The following is a 16467-nucleotide window of genomic DNA, read 5'->3' on the forward strand; positions in this document are numbered from 1 at the left end:
AACAGGGGGCGGCGCCGTTCGCTCGGCCCGCCGTCAGGCCCGAATCGGCGTGACGGAACCTGGCCGACATCGAGGCCGGCGTCGTGGCCGGCCCGGCGGGGCGGTATCGGGCTGCGAGCCCACCGCACCGGCGCTGGGGACCTGGGACGCCGGGGCAACCCGCGTCGGGCAAGGGTCAGACCAGGCCCCGGGCAGGCAAGGGGAGCCATGGCGCTGCGTGCGAGGCCAGACAAAGAAACGCAACCGGCCATGGCGCAACTCGCCCCGGTCATAAAGGTGTTGAAGGGTGATCACAGGCTGGCACCCGTTCCCGGCTCACCGCAGTGAGCAGCTCCTCCCCCTCTTCCGAGGCGGAGGAACTGCTCATCGGGCTCGGGCCGGGGAGGCCATTGATGCTGCGAGCCGGGTTCGGATCAGAATTGCAGCGCGTCGAGGAGCGTCTTGTTGTCCTCGCTCAGGGACAGACGGCTTTCGACGGTGGGCGCGAAGTCCCCGTCGGAGAAGCTCAGGTCCAGTTCGTAGCCGAACTTCCACGTGTCGTCACCGTGGGGCTGGATGTTGAGCCGCAAGTGGCCCGTCTGTAAAGCGTCCCAGGTGAATCCAGGTCGTAGCTTCAAAGGAACGGGGTGGGACGACCCGTCTTTGAACTCCCCGAAGAAGCCGGTCGCCGAAGCCGCCACCCTGCTGCTGCCGTCCAGGACCTGAACGGTCAGCAGTGTGTCGTGGTCCTTGTTGTCGTCCAGGGTGAAGAACGTGATCGACGCTTCGGTCAGCGTCGCCCCCGTAGCCGCCGGGCTCTCGTGGGCCGAGGAAGCCCTGTGCGCCGAGGCGGCCGGCGAGGCCGTGCCGGCGGCGTTGGCCATGCCCGCCGATCCCAGGACGACGGCGAGAACGGCTGCGGCAGAAACCGCTGCCCGGCCCGTGATGTTACGTGTCCTCATTGAATTCCCCTCTGCGAATGTGGCGAGACGTAGTCGTTGCGCGAAGCGCATCTCGATCTCCGGTTCTCTCACGTCGGCATCGGGCATCGTGCACCGAGCTGGTGCCGGCCCGCCGGTCCCCCCGTGGTGCGTGCCCTTGCCGATCGATGGAATCCAGTATGTCGACCGGCCATGCGCCGCGAATCCGTAGAGCTACCAGGTAATAAGGACGGCCCCTGAACAGCGGGAAGGGGCCGTGCCTACCTGCTGGCAGCCGCGGCCTCTGTGATGATCCGGCGTCAGGCCGGTAGTTCTCCTGATCCGCCCAGCTGGCGGATCAGTGCCCGGCGGGAGGACACCCCGAGCTTCCGGTAGACATTCCCCAGGTGGTAGTCCACCGTGCGTACGGACAGCAGGACTTCGGCCGCGATCTCCCGGCTCGTCCGCCCCTGCGCCGCCGCCCAGGCGATCCGCCACTCCTGCGGCGTGAGCACGCCGAGCCCCGGACGCTCGGCACGGGGCAGGCTCCGCAGGCCCAGCACCGACAGTTCGTGGCGGGCCTGCTGGGCCCACAGCGTCGACTCCGCCGACTCGAAGATCTCCAGCGCCGCCGCGAGCGGCGCGTACGCGTCCTGCCGCCTTCTGGACCGGCGCAGCCACTGGCCTTGGCAGAGCAGTGTTCTGGCCCGCTCCAACGGTTCGTCCACGTCCTCGTGCGCCTTCAACGCCGTGGCGAACAAAGGCCCCGCGGCGGCACCACGGGCCAGCAGCGCCCGGCTTCGCAGGGCCGCCGCCCGTCGGGCCGAGCGACCCGTCGTCTCGACTCCGGCGTCGAGGTGGTCCAGTACCCGCTGCGCCTCCGCGGGCCGGCCGACGCGGATGAGCGCCTCGGCCAGATCGGCGGCGACGGGCACGACGCCCGGTTCTACGACGGCACTCAACGCGTTGTCCGCCCGGCCGAGTTCGTCGACGGCGTCGGCCGTCCTGCCGCCGGCCAGCGCCACGAGACCCCGTGCGTACCGGACCCGTACCTCGGTCTCCAGGTCGTCGTCCGGGCACAGTCGCAACGCTTCCTCGGCATACGTCGCGCAGTCGTCCGCGCGGCCGAGGACCGCGGTGACCAGGGCGAGCGTCGCGCGGGAAGCAGCGATGGTGGTCGGCTGTGCCATCGCGTCGGCGATGCCGGCACACTCCAGCGCGTCGGAGTAGGCCGTGAGCGGCCGGCCGAGGCGGAGCTCCAGCTGAGCCCGCCGCCGCAGGCCGTAGCCGAGGAGCGCGATGTCGCCGACCGCTCGGGCCGCGGTGACATCGCGCTCGACCATACGACGTGCCAGGGCGTACTCCTCGATGTACGTCAGCACTTCGGCCAGTTCGGCACACGCCCCGTTCGGCACGAGCCGCTCGCAGACCGCGACACAGTCCCGGGCCAGCGCGGCGCCGGCCGCCTGCCCGGCGAGCACCTGCGCCAGCGCCATCCGTACGGCACCCTTGGGGAAGCCGGGGTTGGGGTGACCGTCCGGAGCGGTCAGCGCCATCACCTTCGCGCAGACCTCCAGGGTCGCCGTGACGTCCCACCTGGCCAGCGGCGCGTTCATGGCCAGGCTCAGGATCCGGCCGGCCGCCAGGCGGTCCTGCGGTCCGGCGCCGGCGGCCTCCGCGACCAGCACGTCGAAGATGTCGCCGGTGCGTCCGCGCAGCACGGCATGGTAGGCACGCTCCCCCAACACCTCGATGCGTGCGGTGATGTCGTCGCCCGCGAGTGCCTCCGCCTGGTCCAGCAGCGCCTCGGAGTGGTCCAGCGCCCCGGCGGCCGACCAGATCGTCGCAGCGGCGCACATCCGCTTGGCTCGGCGCCTTGCCTCACCGGTCAGTTCGGCGGCGCGTTCCAGGGCGGCGGCCTGCGCGACGATCCCGCCGTTCCGTCGGGCCCGGTCGGCGGTTTCCACCAGCGCCACCGCGACCTGTTCGTCCGGCCCGACCGTCGCGCAGGCGAGATGCCAGGCCCTGCGGTCCGCGTCCTTCGGCGAGGTGCACGCATCGGCGAGCGCGGCGTGCACCTGCCACCGTTCACCCGGCCCGGCCTGCGAGTAGACGGCCGACCTGATCAACGGGTGGCGGTAGGTCACCGTCCGTCCGGTGATCCGCACCAGACCGCTGACGGCGCCCTCGTCCAGCGCCACGAGGTCGAGCCCGAGCGCTCCCAGCGCCCGCGCCACCACCTCCATGTCCGCGCTCCCCGCCGCCGCGCACACCAGCAGGGCCTGCCGCTGCCGGTCCGACATCGTCACCAGGGACGCGGCGAAGGCCCGTTGCAGCAGCTTCGTCGTCGGCAGCGGTTCGAGCAGTTCGCTGAGGCCGTCCGCCGACTCCAGCGGCAGCACCCGGGGCAGCTCGATGAGCGCGAGCGGGTTGCCCATGGTCAGCGCTGCCAGACGCGCGCCGGCCAGGGGCGACACGTTCCCGCTGCGGGCCAGCAGTTCCAGGCCGGCCTGTTCGCTCAGGCCCTCCAGGTGCAGCGTCTCGATGCCGGGCGCCTCGAACCCGGGGACCTCTCTCGTCGCGAACACGATCAGCACGGAATCGGCGAGCAACCGGCGTGCGGTGAACAGCAGGGCTGCCGCCGAAGCGTCGTCGACCCAGTGCGCGTCGTCGATCAGGCACAGCAGCGGGCGGCGGGCGGCGGCTGCGGTGAGCAGCGCGAGGGTCGCGGCGTAGATGGCGTGCCGGTCGGCCGAAGTGCGTGGTGACCCCGCGGTGTCGTCCGGCTTCTGCGGTATCAGGAGCGTCAGCGCGTCGGCGTAGTACGCCGGAAGGCCCCCCACCACCGGGGAGAGCGGCCCGATCAGCTCGCTCAACGACGCCAACGCCAGTTCCGACTCGAACTCGACGCCGACCGCCCGCACGACGGTGCATCCTTGCGCCTGCTCGGCGAGGTAGTCCAGGAGGGCTGTCTTGCCGATGCCCGGCTCGCCGCGCAACACGATGCTGCGGCCTCGGCCCGCGCGCGCCTCGTCCAACAGCGCGGTCAGGTGGGCGCACTCCGATTCTCGTCCGACGATTCGCATGTCTCCCCAGACAGCCTTCCCCGCTGCCTTCACATGCTACGGACGGGCGGGTACCGGTGGAGCGGGTTGTCCGAGAACGGACCGCGCACGGTCTCGGACGCCGCTCCCGCGATCGGCCCCCGTCGGGCCGCACGACACCAGCCGTGCCCAACTCGTTCCGACACGGCGTCAGTTGTTGGGGTTGCTGATGGTCAGCGTGACCGGCTGGTCCTGGGTGACGGCGGTGCCTGCGCCGGGCTTCGATCCCGTGATGACCCAGTCGGTGTCGTCGACGGGGTCCTGAAGGGCATCGTGCCCGTCGGGCGCGACCGCCTCGGTGATGTGGAAGCAGAGAAGCGGGTCGGCCACGGCGTCGGCGAGCGGCATACCAGTGACCGCCGGGACGGCCTGGGGCCATTTCTTGCCCGCGCAGGGTGAGCCCGAGCCGGCGGCTCCGGGGGTCTTGGCGGGTGCCGGGTCGCTGCTTGAGCAGCCCGCGAGGAGCAGCCCCGCGGCGGCGAGCACGATGACAGTGGTACGGGTGTGGTTCATGGGACTCTCACGGTAAGGGAGCCGGGAGACATCTGAACAGGCCTGTGCGGAACTGACGTTCCCACTTCGTGACGTTGGCGGGCACGAGTCGAGGGACATGTGTCGAGCGAAGCGAGCGAAGCGGTCGGCCTCCGGTGCACCTTCGCCTTCCATCCGCCCGTCGACGATGCCGACGCCTGACGGTCGATTTCGTCCCGCGCCCCGATCAGATCCGCTTCAGCAGCGAGCAGGCACACAAGGACGGGGACGACCGGGAGTGGCTCGTCCCGGCCGACGGGGGCTTCGCGCAAGTCCGGGCGGTCCTCACCGAGCACCTGCGCGCGCAGAACTGAGACTGATGCGCGCGGCACGTCGCTCCGGACCCGGGCGGCGGCCGAGCACGTACTCGTACGGACGTCGCGGCACCGGCCGCTGGATGACGGCCCGCGCCCTCGGTGTCGTCGGGCTCCCGTGCGGACCGGCCCGGGGCGTGTTACGTGTGGCAGGTCGACTGTCCGTCGTGAAGACGGGGCACCCCGCACCGGCCAGTGTGCTCGTGACGATCGCCCCGTACGTCCTGACCTGGAGGATTGCCATGCCCGAGCTGTTCATCGCCGGCCGGTGGACGGCGGCTGCGGAAGGGCGCAAGCGGGACATCAGATGTCCCGCGGACGGCACCCTGGTCGCCCAGGTGGACGAGGCCGGCCCACAGGACGCTGCGGCCGCCGTGGCCGCCGCGCGGGACGCGTTCGACCGCGGTCCGTGGCCGCGCACGCCCGTCGCGGAGCGCGCGGCGCTGCTGCTCCGCGTCGCCGACCTCCTCGTACGAGACAAGGCCGACTTCGCACGGGCGGAGTCGCTCGACACCGGCAAGCGCCTGGTGGAGTCCGAGTACGACATGGACGACATCGCGAACTGCTTCCGCTACTTCGGCAACCTCGTCGCGGCCGGCGGCACGGACCGGGTCGTCGACACGGGCAACCCGACCGTCGACAGCCGCGTCGTCCATGAGCCGGTCGGTGTCTGCTCCCTCATCACACCCTGGAACTACCCGCTGCTACAGACCGCGTGGAAGGTCGCACCCGCGCTCGGCGCGGGCAACACCTTCGTCCTCAAGCCGAGCGAACTGACACCGCACACCGCGATCATGCTGATGCGGCTCCTCCAGGAGGCCGGGCTTCCGGACGGGGCCGCCAACCTGGTACTCGGCTCCGGAGCGGTGGTCGGCGCGCCGCTGACCACCGACGAGCGGGTCGATCTGGTCTCCTTCACCGGAGGCCTGGCCACCGGCCGGAGCATCATGGCGGCCGCCGCCGCGACCGTGAAGAAGGTGGCCCTCGAACTCGGCGGCAAGAACCCCAACATCGTCTTCGCCGACGCGGACTTCGACACCGCCGTCGACTACGCGCTCATGGCCGTCTTCCTGCACTCGGGCCAGGTCTGCTCGGCCGGAGCCCGGCTGCTGGTCGAGGACGAGTTGCACGACCGCTTCGTCCACGAACTCGCCGCACGCGCCGGGCAGATCCGGATGGGCGGCCCCTTCGACGAGCACGCCCGCACCGGCCCCCTCATCTCGGCCGCGCACCGCGACAAGGTGGAGGCGTACGTGGCCGCGGGTGTCGCCGAAGGCGCCGTGCTGCGGCTCGGCGGCGCCCGGCCCGACGACCCGGCGCTCGCGGACGGCTTCTACTACCCGCCCACCATCCTCGACGAGTGCACCCCGCAGATGTCCGTCATCCAGGACGAATCGTTCGGCCCGGTCGTGACCGTCGAGCGGTTCCGGGGCGAGGCGGAGGCCGTGGCGCTCGCCAACGACACCGTCTACGGCTTGGCGGGCGCCGTGTGGACCACGGACCAGAGCCGGGCGCACCGGGTGGCCGCCGGCCTGAGGGTCGGCACGGTCTGGATCAACGACTTCCACCCCTATGTCCCGCAGGCCGAGTGGGGCGGCATGAAGCAGTCCGGGGTGGGCCGCGAACTGGGCCCCGCCGGACTCGCGGAATACAGCGAGGCCAAGCACATCTGGCGCAACACCGCGCCCGAGCCGCAGCGCTGGTTCGACTGACCGGCCCCGGCCCGTTGCCCCTGCCTGCCCGTACGGAACGAGGAGACCTGTCATGGCGGACACCCGGCCCGGCCCGGACGAACCGGCCAAGAGCGCGTCCTCCGACCAAGACGCGGCGCTCACCGAGCTGGGCTACAAGCCCGGCCTCAAGCGGACGCTCGGCAACTTCCACACCTTCGCCGCCGGCATCAGCTACATCTCCATCCTGACCGGCACGTTCCAGCTGTTCTACTTCGGCGTCAGCTTCGGCGGTCCGGCCTACTGGTGGTCCTGGCCGATGGTCTTCCTCGGCCAGCTGATGGTGGCCCTGTGCTTCTGCGAACTCGCCGCCCGCTTCCCCGTCGCGGGCTCGGTCTACAACTGGTCCAAGCACTCCGGCGGTCCCCATGTCGGCTGGCTCGCGGGCTGGATGATGACGGTCGCGACGATGGTGTCGCTGGCCGCCGTGGCCCTCGCCTATCAGCTGACGCTTCCTCAGATCTCCAGCATCTTCCAGGTGATCGGTGATGGCACGGGCAAGTACGACAAGGCCGCCAACGCGGTTCTGCTCGGCACGATCCTGATCCTCTTCACCACCCTCGTCAACGCGTTCGGCGTCAAGCTGATGGCCACCATCAACTCCGGCGGCGTCTTCATCGAGCTGGTCGCGGCCGTCGTCCTCATCGTGCTGCTGGCCGCGCACATCACCCGCGGCCCGAGCGCCATCGTCGAGACCGGCGGCTACGGACAGGGGCAGTCGCTCGGCTACTTCGGCGCGTTCCTGACCGCTTCACTGGCTTCGGCGTATGTGATGTACGGCTTCGACACGGCGTCCTCGCTGGGCGAGGAGTCCGTGGACCCGTCCCGCAACGCGCCGCGCGCCATCCTGCGCGCGCTCATCGCCTCCTTCCTCCTCGGCGGGCTGATCCTCCTCTTCGCGCTGCTCGCCGCCCCCGACCTGCACGCGAAAGAGCTGTCCGTGGACGGACTCCAGTACGTGGTGAAGGCCGCGCTCGGCAACACCGTCGGCGTGGTCGTGCTGTGGTGCGTCGTCATCGCCATCACCGTGTGCGCGCTGTCGGTGCAGACGGCGGGGCTTCGGCTCGCGTTCGCGATGGCCCGGGACAACAATCTGCCGGGCGGCTCGAAACTGGCCCGGATCAGCCCGAGGTTCCAGACACCCGTGCTCGCCACGTGTCTGATCGGGTTCGTGGCCATCGTCATCCTGGTCGTGAACATCAACCAGCCGCAGATCTTCTCCGTCGTCACCAGCATCGCCATCGTGATGATCTACATCGCGTACCTGCTGGTGACGCTCCCCCTGCTGGTCCAGCGGCTGCGCGGCAACTGGACGCCGGCTCCCGGCCGCTTCTCGCTGGGCCGGCTGGGGATCCCGATCAACATCCTGGCCGTGCTCTGGGGCGCCGCCATGACCGTCAACCTGCTGTGGCCGCGCGCCGCCGTCTACAACGCCACCGGACCGCAGCACTGGTACCTGCGCTGGGGCGGCGTCCTGTTCGTGGGCGTCGTCGGCGTCGGCGGCTTCCTCTACTACTGGTTCGTCCAGCGCAAGCAGACCGGCGTGCTCGCCGAGCACTCGGCGGCGGGCCCCTCCGGGCCCATGGGCCACGGCGCCCCGTAGCAGCACACGCCAGACCGTACCGAGAAGGAGTGGACGTGGACGAGTTCGACTATGTGGTGGTCGGCGGCGGCACCGCCGGATGTGTGGTCGCCGCCCGCCTGAGCGAGGACCCGTCGGTCACGGTCTGCCTTCTGGAAGCGGGGCCGAGCGATGTCGGGGACGACAACGTCCTGCGCCTGGAACGCTGGATGGGCCTGCTGGAATCCGGCTACGACTGGGACTACCCCGTCGAGCCACAGGCGCACGGCAACAGCTTCATGCGGCACGCCCGCGCCCGGGTCCTCGGCGGCTGCTCCTCGCACAACTCCTGCATCGCCTTCTGGGCGCCCGCCGAGGACCTCAACGCCTGGGAGGCGGCGGGCTGTTCGGGCTGGGGCGCGGCCGACGTCTTCCCGCTGTACCGGCGCCTGGAGACCAACGACGGGCCCGGCGACCACCACGGCCGCACCGGCCCCGTCAAGATCCGTACCGTCCAGCCCAACGACCCGTGCGGCAGCGCCGTCCTCAAGGCCTGCGCGCAGGCGGCCATCCCCACGGCCACCTTCAACACCGGTACGACGGTTCTGCGGGGCGCGGGCTGGTTCCAGATCAACTCCGACGAGAACAACATGCGCCAGTCGGCCTCCGTCGCGTATCTGCATCCCGTGCTCGGCAAGCGCCCGAACCTTGAGGTGCGCACCGGAGTGCGGGCCAAGCGCCTCCTGATCGACGCCGACCGGCGCTGTACGGGCGCCGCCTACCTGGATCCGGATCTGGTCCACTCCCGTACGGTCACCGCGCGGCGCGAGACGATCGTCAGTTGCGGAGCGATCGATACGCCCAAGCTCCTGATGCTCTCGGGCATCGGGCCGGCCGATCATCTCCGCGAGGTGGGTGTGGACGTGGTCCTGGACGCCCCCGGCGTGGGCGAGAACCTCCAGGACCACCCCGAGGGCGTCATCATGTGGGAGGCCAAACAGCCCATGGTGACCACGTCGCAGCAGTGGTGGGAGATCGGCATCTTCGTCGACACGGTCCCCGGCCTCGACCGGCCCGACCTGATGTTCCACTACGGCTCGATGCCGTTCGACATGAACACGTACCGGCGTGGCTACCCGACCAGCGAGAACGCGTTCTGCCTCACGCCCAACGTGACCCGCGCCCGCTCGCGCGGCACGGTACGGCTGCGGACGCGCGACTTCCGCGACAAGCCGCGCGTCGACCCGCGGTACTTCACGGACGAGCACGACGTCCGGGTGATGACGTACGGGCTGCGGCTCGGCCGCCGGATCGCGGCCCAGCCCGCGCTCGCTCCGTGGGCGGGGGCCGAGCTCGCGCCGGGGCCCGATGTGCAGACCGACGACGAACTGCTCGACTACATCGCCACGACGCACAACACCGTCTATCACCCGTCCTGCACCGTGAAGATGGGCGCGGACGACGACCGGAGCGCCCCGCTGGACGCCCGGCTGCGGGTCAAGGGCATCGAGGGCCTGCGGGTCGCCGACGGCTCGGCCATGCCGGACCTCGTCACCGTGAATCCGTGCATCACGACGATGATGATCGGGGAGAAGTGCGCGGACATGCTGAAGGAGGACGCTCAGCGGTAAGCAGTGTCGGCCGCGCCCCACGAGCACGCCGCACCGGCGCACCAGCGGCCGACCTCAGCGCCGGCCAGGCGTGGGAGGCGGCCCTTCCAGGGTGAGGAGGTAGCCGTTCGGCGTCCTGAGCTGCACCGTCCAGAACCCGGCCGCGTGCGGCTCGGGACCCTTCAGGACCGCGAGTCCGCGCCGCAGCGCCAGGTCGTGCACCGCATGGACGTCAACCACCTCGATCTGCCAGGCCAGATCCCACGGCGGCACGTGATATTCCGAGCTCTGCGGCTTGTGCACCCCGAACAGAACGGGCCCGCACCGCAGGGACGTGAAACCGGAATACGTGATTTCGGCCGTGAACCCCAGCGCGGAATAGAAGCCCACCTCGGCCTCCAGATCAACTACCGGTAAAACAGGCAGAAGACGCTTGAACACACTGCCTCCACGATCCCAGCCCAAACCCCACCCCAGGGACCAGAAAGCTACCCCACGCCCCGCCCCCGAGCCGCACCAGCCCCGGCCACCCGCCCGGACCAGGCGGTCCCCGTCCTGGCCGCCGACGTCGTCCTCCGCACCGCGTTCACCGCTTGCCCCGTCCGCCAGGATCCGCGGCAAGCGGTGAGGTCCGCCGTACGCGGCCGCGGGCAGCGTTCCCACGCGCTGTCCACGGCCGCGCCACTTGCGGCGCGTTCGCTGATCAGCGGACGCGTACCGTCACCACGTCGGAGGAGTGCAGACGCACGGGATGCTGGTCGTGCGCGCTGGTAAGGCCGTACAGCACCGCCCGGAAGCGCAGCGTGCCACTGCGCGCGGACGTGCCCTGCGCGGTGACGCGCGCTTCGCCCTTGGCCGCGGCGCTGCACGTCTCCTGGTGCCACCCCTCGCCGAAGCCGTTCTCCTCGACGCACAGCTGATGCAGGTACCCCGCGCTGTCGTCACCGCCGCTCGCCTTGACCGTGATGGTCTTGCCGACCTGGGCCGTGTGCGGCGCCGTGATCTCCACGGCACCCTTGGCGGACGCCGGCGCGGCTGCCAGAGTCACGGAGGACAGGCCCAGGGCCCCGGTGGCGATCCCCAGCGCGCCGATCACGGCCAGCCGGCCGCCCCGCGTCTTCATTCCGGTCCGGTCGGTCTTCTTCGTCCTGGTCATGGACTTCCCTTCCATGGATCTCCACCGCGTGGTGAGATCCCGCCCCTTCGCGAAGGCGCCCAGCGCGCCTTGCCGCCTGTCCAGATGGACCGATGGACCGGCCCGTTGCACCCGGCCCGCTCCGTTACACACCTACGACAAACCCGGCCGGACACTGTCCGACCGGTCCGCCCCGGCGCGGCCACATGGGTTGCTGCAAAGGCGAGTTGGGGTCCTCCCCACGGCGGATGCGACCTCACCGAGCGGGGCGGGGCCCGCCGGGCCGGAATCGCTCCACCCCGACGATGTGCCGCACCTTGACCGGACGCACGACGACCGCGACCCGCTCCTCTCCCGGCATGATCCACTCGAAGCCGTCGCTGCCCAGGTACTTGCGGGCCAGCCCGTCCATCCGCTCGTGCGCTTCCTGGCCGGTGATGAAGCGGGCCACCACACCGCTGATCTGCACGCGGTCGAAGGGGTCGTCGGCGTCCGCGTGTGACAGGTAGACGCGGGGATCCCGGCGCAGGTTCTCCTCCTTCACCCGGCCCACCGAGGTGTTGAACGCCAGCTCCCCCTCACCTTCCAGATCCACCCACATCGGGCTGACCTGCGGTGCCCCGTCGGCGAACACGGTGCCGACGTACCAGATGTTGGGGGCTCGCAGCCGAGCACGGACGGCGTCGTCGAATGTCACAGTCATCCGGGGAGGCTACCCACCACGACCGGCGGAAACGTCCGGCCGGACCAGTGGTCGGAGGGCCCACCGTGCCGGATGGCCCCCGAACGACCGGGCGGGTCAACGGCCGGGACGGATCCGGCAGTTCGCTCGCATACGTACGGCGGTCACACGGTACGCGCCCGGCGCCACTTCACTTCGTCCGCGGTCAGGGGAGCCAGGATGCTGTACACATCGCCCACACGCATGTGGTCAGGGGTGCTGTACTCCCCGTAGGCGGCGATGACCGAGACAGCCACCCGCGAATCGGGCTGCCAGAAGGTGCGGTAGTACGGAGCGTTCCCCGGATCCGGTACCTCCACCAACGGCACACCGCGTCGCTCCAGGAGGCGCCGCAGCTTCTCGAACCGCAGGCGGTGGGTGAACCGCCCGTACCGTTCGCGCAGCCTCTCGTTCACGCTGCCGCGGGCCCCACGGGCCAACCGGTGGACCTGCAAGGTGAAGTGATGGCCCATCCAGGGATCGGCGGACCGCGAACGGTGCCAGTAGAACTCGACGAGGCCGTAGTCACGGACCATGCTTCTGCCGAAGTCGTTGTCCCCGAAGCGCGGCCCGAGCACCTCGGTGACCCGCTCGGGCGAATCCGTGGGCCGCAGCCCCAGCACAGTTCCGGTCGTCACGGCATCGACGTAGAGGGCGAGGGAGTACGGGGTCAACTGCGGCTCCTTGAGAACGGATCACGTGCGTCACCGGATGTGACACACCACGTGACCCTATGCCGTGCCCCTTCATGCGGGCCCGGTCGGGGAGTCGGACCGCCCGCGCGCACGATGCGTCGTCCAGGGCGGCCACCTCGTACGGCACGTACGACCCACCGCCCCGGGAAGCCAGGCCGCCCGGCCCAGGGGCCGAGAGCTTCGCCCCGTGGTACGGCGGTGGGCCGGGTGCGGTCAGGAGGGGGTGTCGCCACTGAGCACCCACAGGTGGCCGAACGGGTCCTTCACCCGGCCCTGCCGTTTGCCATAGGGACGGTCCTCGATCGGGATGACGATCTCGCTGCCGAGCTGGGCCATACGGTCCGCGGTGGCCGCCGGGTCGGGCAGGTCGATCTGGAGGAGCACGGGAGACCCGCCCACGGACACGGGGTCACACCATCCCCACTCCTCGACGCTCTGCGCCAGCGCGAAGGTGGCCGCCCCCAGGGAGATCTCGGCGTGCATCACGAGCCCCTGGTCGTCGGCCACCCGCTCGGTCAGGGTGGCGCCCAGGGCCTTGGTATAGAAATCGATCGCGGCGTCCGCGTCGGAGACGAGCAGCTTGGGCTGGAGTTCACTGGTCATGACTCGATCGTCACGGGAGGGGGCGGCTTTCGCCTTGTAGATTTCGGCCTTCCTCCGCGAGCCAGGCGGTCGGGGTGGTCCGCATCAGGTCCTGGAAGTCACGCACCAGGTGGCTCTGGTCGTGGTAGGCGCACTCCGCGGCGATGTCCGCCCAGGAACCGGCGCCCTCTCCCGCACGGCCGAGGGTGGCGGTGAGCCGGGCCACGCGCGAGGCGAACTTCGGGCCGATCCCCACCGCGCTCCCCATCACCTGCCGCAGCCGGCGCGGGCTCAGGTGAACCTGCCGGGCCACGTCCTCCACCGGTATCCGGCCGTGGCCGACGCGGATGACCCTGAGCGCCTCGACCGCGTACGGGGAGACATCGGGCCGGCCGGCCCGTGCCAGATGGTCGAGGAGCCGATGGCGCATGAGCGTGACGCGCCCTTCGGCCGGCAGTTCGGCCAGCTCCTCGCTCACCAGGCCGAGCCACGGCAGGAGGTCATGGGCGTCGAGCCCACCCGCGTCCACTTCGCCGAGGGGCACGCCGGTCAGCCGTTGGGCGGCCACGGGTGACAGCTCGACGTACACCATCGGCTGGTGAGGGCGCAGCGTCAGGGACGGCGTTCCGGTCCCGGGCCGCATCATGCCGGTGACCACGGCCTGAACCCGCCGGGCCTGGTCTCCGTAACGGACGTCGATCGGAGTCCCGAGGCTCACGACCAGACGGCACGAGAGGACGGGAAGCGCCCGGTGCAGCCGAGGGGGTCCGGTGTGCTCACTGACGGCGACCGCACCGATACCGGCGGCCACGCATGCCTGGCTCAACTCCACAGTGCCAAGTGTCTCACCGGCGCCGGTCCCGCGCCGGGGATCGCCCGACGGACCAGCCACCCTCCACAATGTGACACCGCTCTTCGAAGAGCACGGCCCGCACGTGCGGCGCCTCCTCGCGTCCCGGGGCATCGTGACCCGGGCCCGGCCCGAGGTCGCCGCTCCGGCGCGACGCGGCCCTGACGCGTACCGGCGATTGCTCGATGCCGTCCACGCGACTGCGGGCGATCCGTCCATTCACGGCGTTGTCCACGGGACTGCGGGCGATCCGTCCATTCACGGCGGTGCCTGCGGGACTGCGGGCGATCCGTCCATTCACAGCATGGCCGGACACTCGCTCCTCATCGCCGAACGGCCGCTCCCTGAGACCTGGTTGGACTGCCGTGCACCAGCTGACGCAGCGCCGGACCGACCTACCGACAGCCCCGCGACCACAGCCCTGGCGTGACCCGTGTCACACGGAGGCCACGGGGTACCCGGCCGTCATGGGCGTGCGGGAGGACGTGCCCGCGTGGGTCGGGAGGGGACCGAAATGACGGACCGCACAACGGACTTGAGGTCGCAGCGGCGGTGGATCGACAAGTGGTGGGTCGTGGGGTTATTGGCGCTGGCCATCGGCGTCGGGATGCGGCTGCTCTCTCTCGGCCTCGACAACTGGGTGCCCGTCCTGGTCGGCTCCGGGTTCTACGCGATCACCTTCACCGCGCTCATGTTGCGCCGCCGGCGGGCCGATGCCCGCGAGGCCGGTCTGGAGACCGACGACGTGCCGGTTCTGGAGCGGCGGGTGCGTCGCGGCGCCGTTCCCGACGACCCCGCTCTGCGCCAGGCCATGCTCCGGTTGGTGCGCCGACGCCTGAAGCTGATGCGCGGCAAGCTGATCTGGGTCTTCACGGCCGGGATGTTGTTGGTTTTCGTTGGACTCGGCATCCTCCTTCTCGTCCGCGGCAGCGTCTTGGCGGCCATCGCCTGGATGGCGATCGGGGCCGGATTCGTCGGTGGCGTGTGGTGGATGCGCCGGGCCAACATCGACCGATTCCAGCGTATGGAGCGTCAGTTGACGCCGAGCTCGGAGCATCACCCCGTCATGAGCCCGCCAAAGGGCAGCGAGCAGACGGCCTGAGCGGGCGGTACCAGCGCGCCCGCACCACCGGGGTCCCCTCCGCCCATCCGCCACCGAACGTCACCGAACGGCGGAGCGACAACCGCCCGGGCGGACAAGTGGCGCGTTCGCTCGGCGACCGGCCCTCGACCGGCACCGGCGGCCACGCGCGCCACCATCACGGCCCGCACCCCATTCCGGGCGCACCCCCTCACGGACGCGAACCCCATGGGCGCGTACCTCCATGAGCACCGCCCTCCCCGCGTACCGTCAAGTCCGCCCGCCGCGCACCGCGGTCACTCCTTCACGCTCGACCCCCCGCACCACCCGTCGGCTGTTTCACCGCTGCCATCGTCGGAACAGGAGCACGTCCATGCGTCTCTACGCCCAGACCCCAGCTCGCCGGAGTCGTCAGCTGATCGCGGATGTGATCGCCCTGCTCCTGATCGCGGTCACGGTGAAGTTCGCCCTCGCCGTCCGCGACGCGATCCTCACGTTGGCCGAGCCCGGGCGCAAGGCACAGAGCGCGGGTGACAGCCTCGCGTCCAACCTCGGCGACGCCGGCGACGCGGCCTCGAAGGTGCCCTTCGTAGGGGGCTCGTTGAAGAAACCGCTCCAGTCCGCCGCCGACGCGGGCACCAGTCTTTCCGACGCCGGCCGATCGTTGCAGGACACCGTGGGGCATATCGCCACCCTCACCACCGTCGCCCTGATCGTCCTGCCCACCGCCGTCATCCTGGTGCTGTGGCTCATTCCGCGCATGCGCTGGATCCGCCGCACCGCCACCACCCGTCGTCTGCTCGACGCACCCGGCGGCGCGGACCTGCTCGCCCTGCGGGCGCTCACCGGCCCGCAACGGCCGCTGGCCACCCTCCCCACCCCGCCGGGCGGCCTGGCCGACGCCTGGCGCCGCGCGGATCCGGACGTACTCGCCGATCTGTCGGCCCTGACGCTCCGGCGCGTCGGCCTTCGCCCCTGACCTCATCACGTGGCCCGTACTCGATGGGCTCGCGCCCACGGACGCCATGGGCCGTATCCGGGAAAGGCACGCCACGCGCGCCGCTGTTTCACCGCGCCGCGCGCCGCTCCGCCAGTTCGCCCAGAAGGCTCGGGTTGACGATCGAGACGATCGCCTCGATGTCCCGTTCGTCCGCGGCCGCCCACAACAGGTCACGCGCGGACCGGTACTTCGTCGCGAGCCGGATCCGCTGGTCCGGCGGTAGCCGGTCCGTGCGGGCGGGGTGGCTGTTGTGCGCGTTGTCGGCGATCTTGACGAGGGTGGCGTGGGGATCAGCCGTGACGCGTCGAATCTTCTCCTCGTAGGGCATTCCGGCCTGGTTCGTGACGGCCTCGACCACGGACACCACGTGCGGCGGCACCCCGGTGGCCCGCAGCCGCTCTGCCGTCCAGTCGGTGTCCTCGATGACGTCGTGCAGCAGTCCCGACATCACCAAGTGGTCCCCGAAGGGGACGAGACCGGCGGCAACGGCACGGACGTGCTCGATGTAGGGAACGCCGACCTTGTCGACCTGCCCCTCGTGCGCGCGGCGCGCGAACTCTTCGACCTCTGCCACGGTCCGCATGGCGCCTCCTGTGCCGAGAACGGGATGAACGGGCCGAGTGACTCGGCACCTGGGCGTCGACCGCGCGCACC

The 16467-nt window shown here is 70.7% G+C and carries 15 protein-coding genes; 5 read left to right on the forward strand and 10 right to left on the reverse strand.

Going from position 1 to position 16467, the window contains the following annotated elements:
- Nucleotides 1–413: 413 nt before the first annotated feature.
- The 3 genes from ACFYNP_RS24845 to ACFYNP_RS24855 form a co-directional block, all read right to left on the reverse strand.
- A complete protein-coding gene (locus ACFYNP_RS24845; RefSeq protein WP_388408743.1) occupies nt 414–941 on the reverse strand; it encodes a hypothetical protein in 528 nt (175 codons plus the stop codon).
- A 278-nt stretch (nt 942–1219) separates the two neighbouring features.
- Nucleotides 1220–3985 carry an AAA family ATPase gene (locus tag ACFYNP_RS24850; protein WP_388788259.1) on the reverse strand — a complete coding sequence of 922 codons (2766 nt, stop codon included), beginning with the start codon at nt 3983–3985 and terminating at the stop codon, nt 1220–1222.
- Nucleotides 3986–4153: 168 nt separating this feature from the next.
- Nucleotides 4154–4516 carry a hypothetical protein gene (locus ACFYNP_RS24855; RefSeq protein WP_388788262.1) on the reverse strand — a complete coding sequence of 121 codons (363 nt, stop codon included), beginning with the start codon at nt 4514–4516 and terminating at the stop codon, nt 4154–4156.
- A 574-nt stretch (nt 4517–5090) separates the two neighbouring features.
- Between ACFYNP_RS24855 and ACFYNP_RS24860 the strand changes: the two genes are divergently transcribed.
- From ACFYNP_RS24860 to ACFYNP_RS24870, 3 genes are read left to right on the forward strand one after another with little or no spacing between them, the layout of a single operon-like run.
- On the forward strand, nt 5091–6560 hold the full coding sequence (locus tag ACFYNP_RS24860) for an aldehyde dehydrogenase family protein (protein WP_388788570.1): 1470 nt from the start codon (nt 5091–5093) through the stop codon (nt 6558–6560).
- A gap of 52 nt (nt 6561–6612) precedes the next feature.
- Entirely contained in the window at nt 6613–8181 is a 1569-nt protein-coding gene (locus ACFYNP_RS24865) for an APC family permease (RefSeq protein ID WP_388408751.1), read from the forward strand.
- Between the two features lie 29 nt (nt 8182–8210).
- Nucleotides 8211–9770, forward strand: coding sequence for a GMC family oxidoreductase (locus ACFYNP_RS24870; RefSeq protein ID WP_388408754.1), 1560 nt, complete (start codon nt 8211–8213; stop codon nt 9768–9770).
- A gap of 54 nt (nt 9771–9824) precedes the next feature.
- On the opposite strand, the gene ACFYNP_RS24875 is transcribed toward ACFYNP_RS24870, so the two are convergent.
- The 6 genes from ACFYNP_RS24875 to ACFYNP_RS24900 form a co-directional block, all read right to left on the reverse strand.
- Nucleotides 9825–10190 (reverse strand): VOC family protein, encoded by a 366-nt coding sequence (locus ACFYNP_RS24875; RefSeq protein ID WP_388408757.1) that lies wholly within the window; start codon nt 10188–10190, stop codon nt 9825–9827.
- Nucleotides 10191–10452: 262 nt separating this feature from the next.
- Nucleotides 10453–10905 carry a hypothetical protein gene (locus tag ACFYNP_RS24880; RefSeq protein WP_388788265.1) on the reverse strand — a complete coding sequence of 151 codons (453 nt, stop codon included), beginning with the start codon at nt 10903–10905 and terminating at the stop codon, nt 10453–10455.
- 235 nt (nt 10906–11140) lie between these two features.
- Complete coding sequence (locus ACFYNP_RS24885; protein WP_388788267.1) at nt 11141–11587, reverse strand: TIGR03618 family F420-dependent PPOX class oxidoreductase; 447 nt, start codon at nt 11585–11587, stop codon at nt 11141–11143.
- A 143-nt stretch (nt 11588–11730) separates the two neighbouring features.
- On the reverse strand, nt 11731–12279 hold the full coding sequence (locus ACFYNP_RS24890) for a hypothetical protein (protein WP_388408764.1): 549 nt from the start codon (nt 12277–12279) through the stop codon (nt 11731–11733).
- A 234-nt stretch (nt 12280–12513) separates the two neighbouring features.
- Nucleotides 12514–12903 (reverse strand): VOC family protein, encoded by a 390-nt coding sequence (locus ACFYNP_RS24895; RefSeq protein WP_388408766.1) that lies wholly within the window; start codon nt 12901–12903, stop codon nt 12514–12516.
- A gap of 10 nt (nt 12904–12913) precedes the next feature.
- Nucleotides 12914–13600, reverse strand: coding sequence for a helix-turn-helix domain-containing protein (locus tag ACFYNP_RS24900; protein ID WP_388788270.1), 687 nt, complete (start codon nt 13598–13600; stop codon nt 12914–12916).
- Nucleotides 13601–14246: 646 nt separating this feature from the next.
- On the opposite strand from ACFYNP_RS24900, the gene ACFYNP_RS24905 reads away from it, so the two are divergent.
- Nucleotides 14247–14834 (forward strand): hypothetical protein, encoded by a 588-nt coding sequence (locus tag ACFYNP_RS24905; RefSeq protein ID WP_388788273.1) that lies wholly within the window; start codon nt 14247–14249, stop codon nt 14832–14834.
- A gap of 352 nt (nt 14835–15186) precedes the next feature.
- Complete coding sequence (locus ACFYNP_RS24910) at nt 15187–15792, forward strand: hypothetical protein (protein ID WP_388788276.1); 606 nt, start codon at nt 15187–15189, stop codon at nt 15790–15792.
- An 88-nt stretch (nt 15793–15880) separates the two neighbouring features.
- On the opposite strand, the gene ACFYNP_RS24915 is transcribed toward ACFYNP_RS24910, so the two are convergent.
- Complete coding sequence (locus tag ACFYNP_RS24915; RefSeq protein ID WP_388408778.1) at nt 15881–16396, reverse strand: HD domain-containing protein; 516 nt, start codon at nt 16394–16396, stop codon at nt 15881–15883.
- Nucleotides 16397–16467: the final 71 nt, after the last annotated feature.

The sequence above is a fragment of the Streptomyces sp. NPDC006691 genome, from assembly GCF_042869955.1.
In the GTDB taxonomy this organism is placed as follows: domain Bacteria; phylum Actinomycetota; class Actinomycetes; order Streptomycetales; family Streptomycetaceae; genus Streptomyces.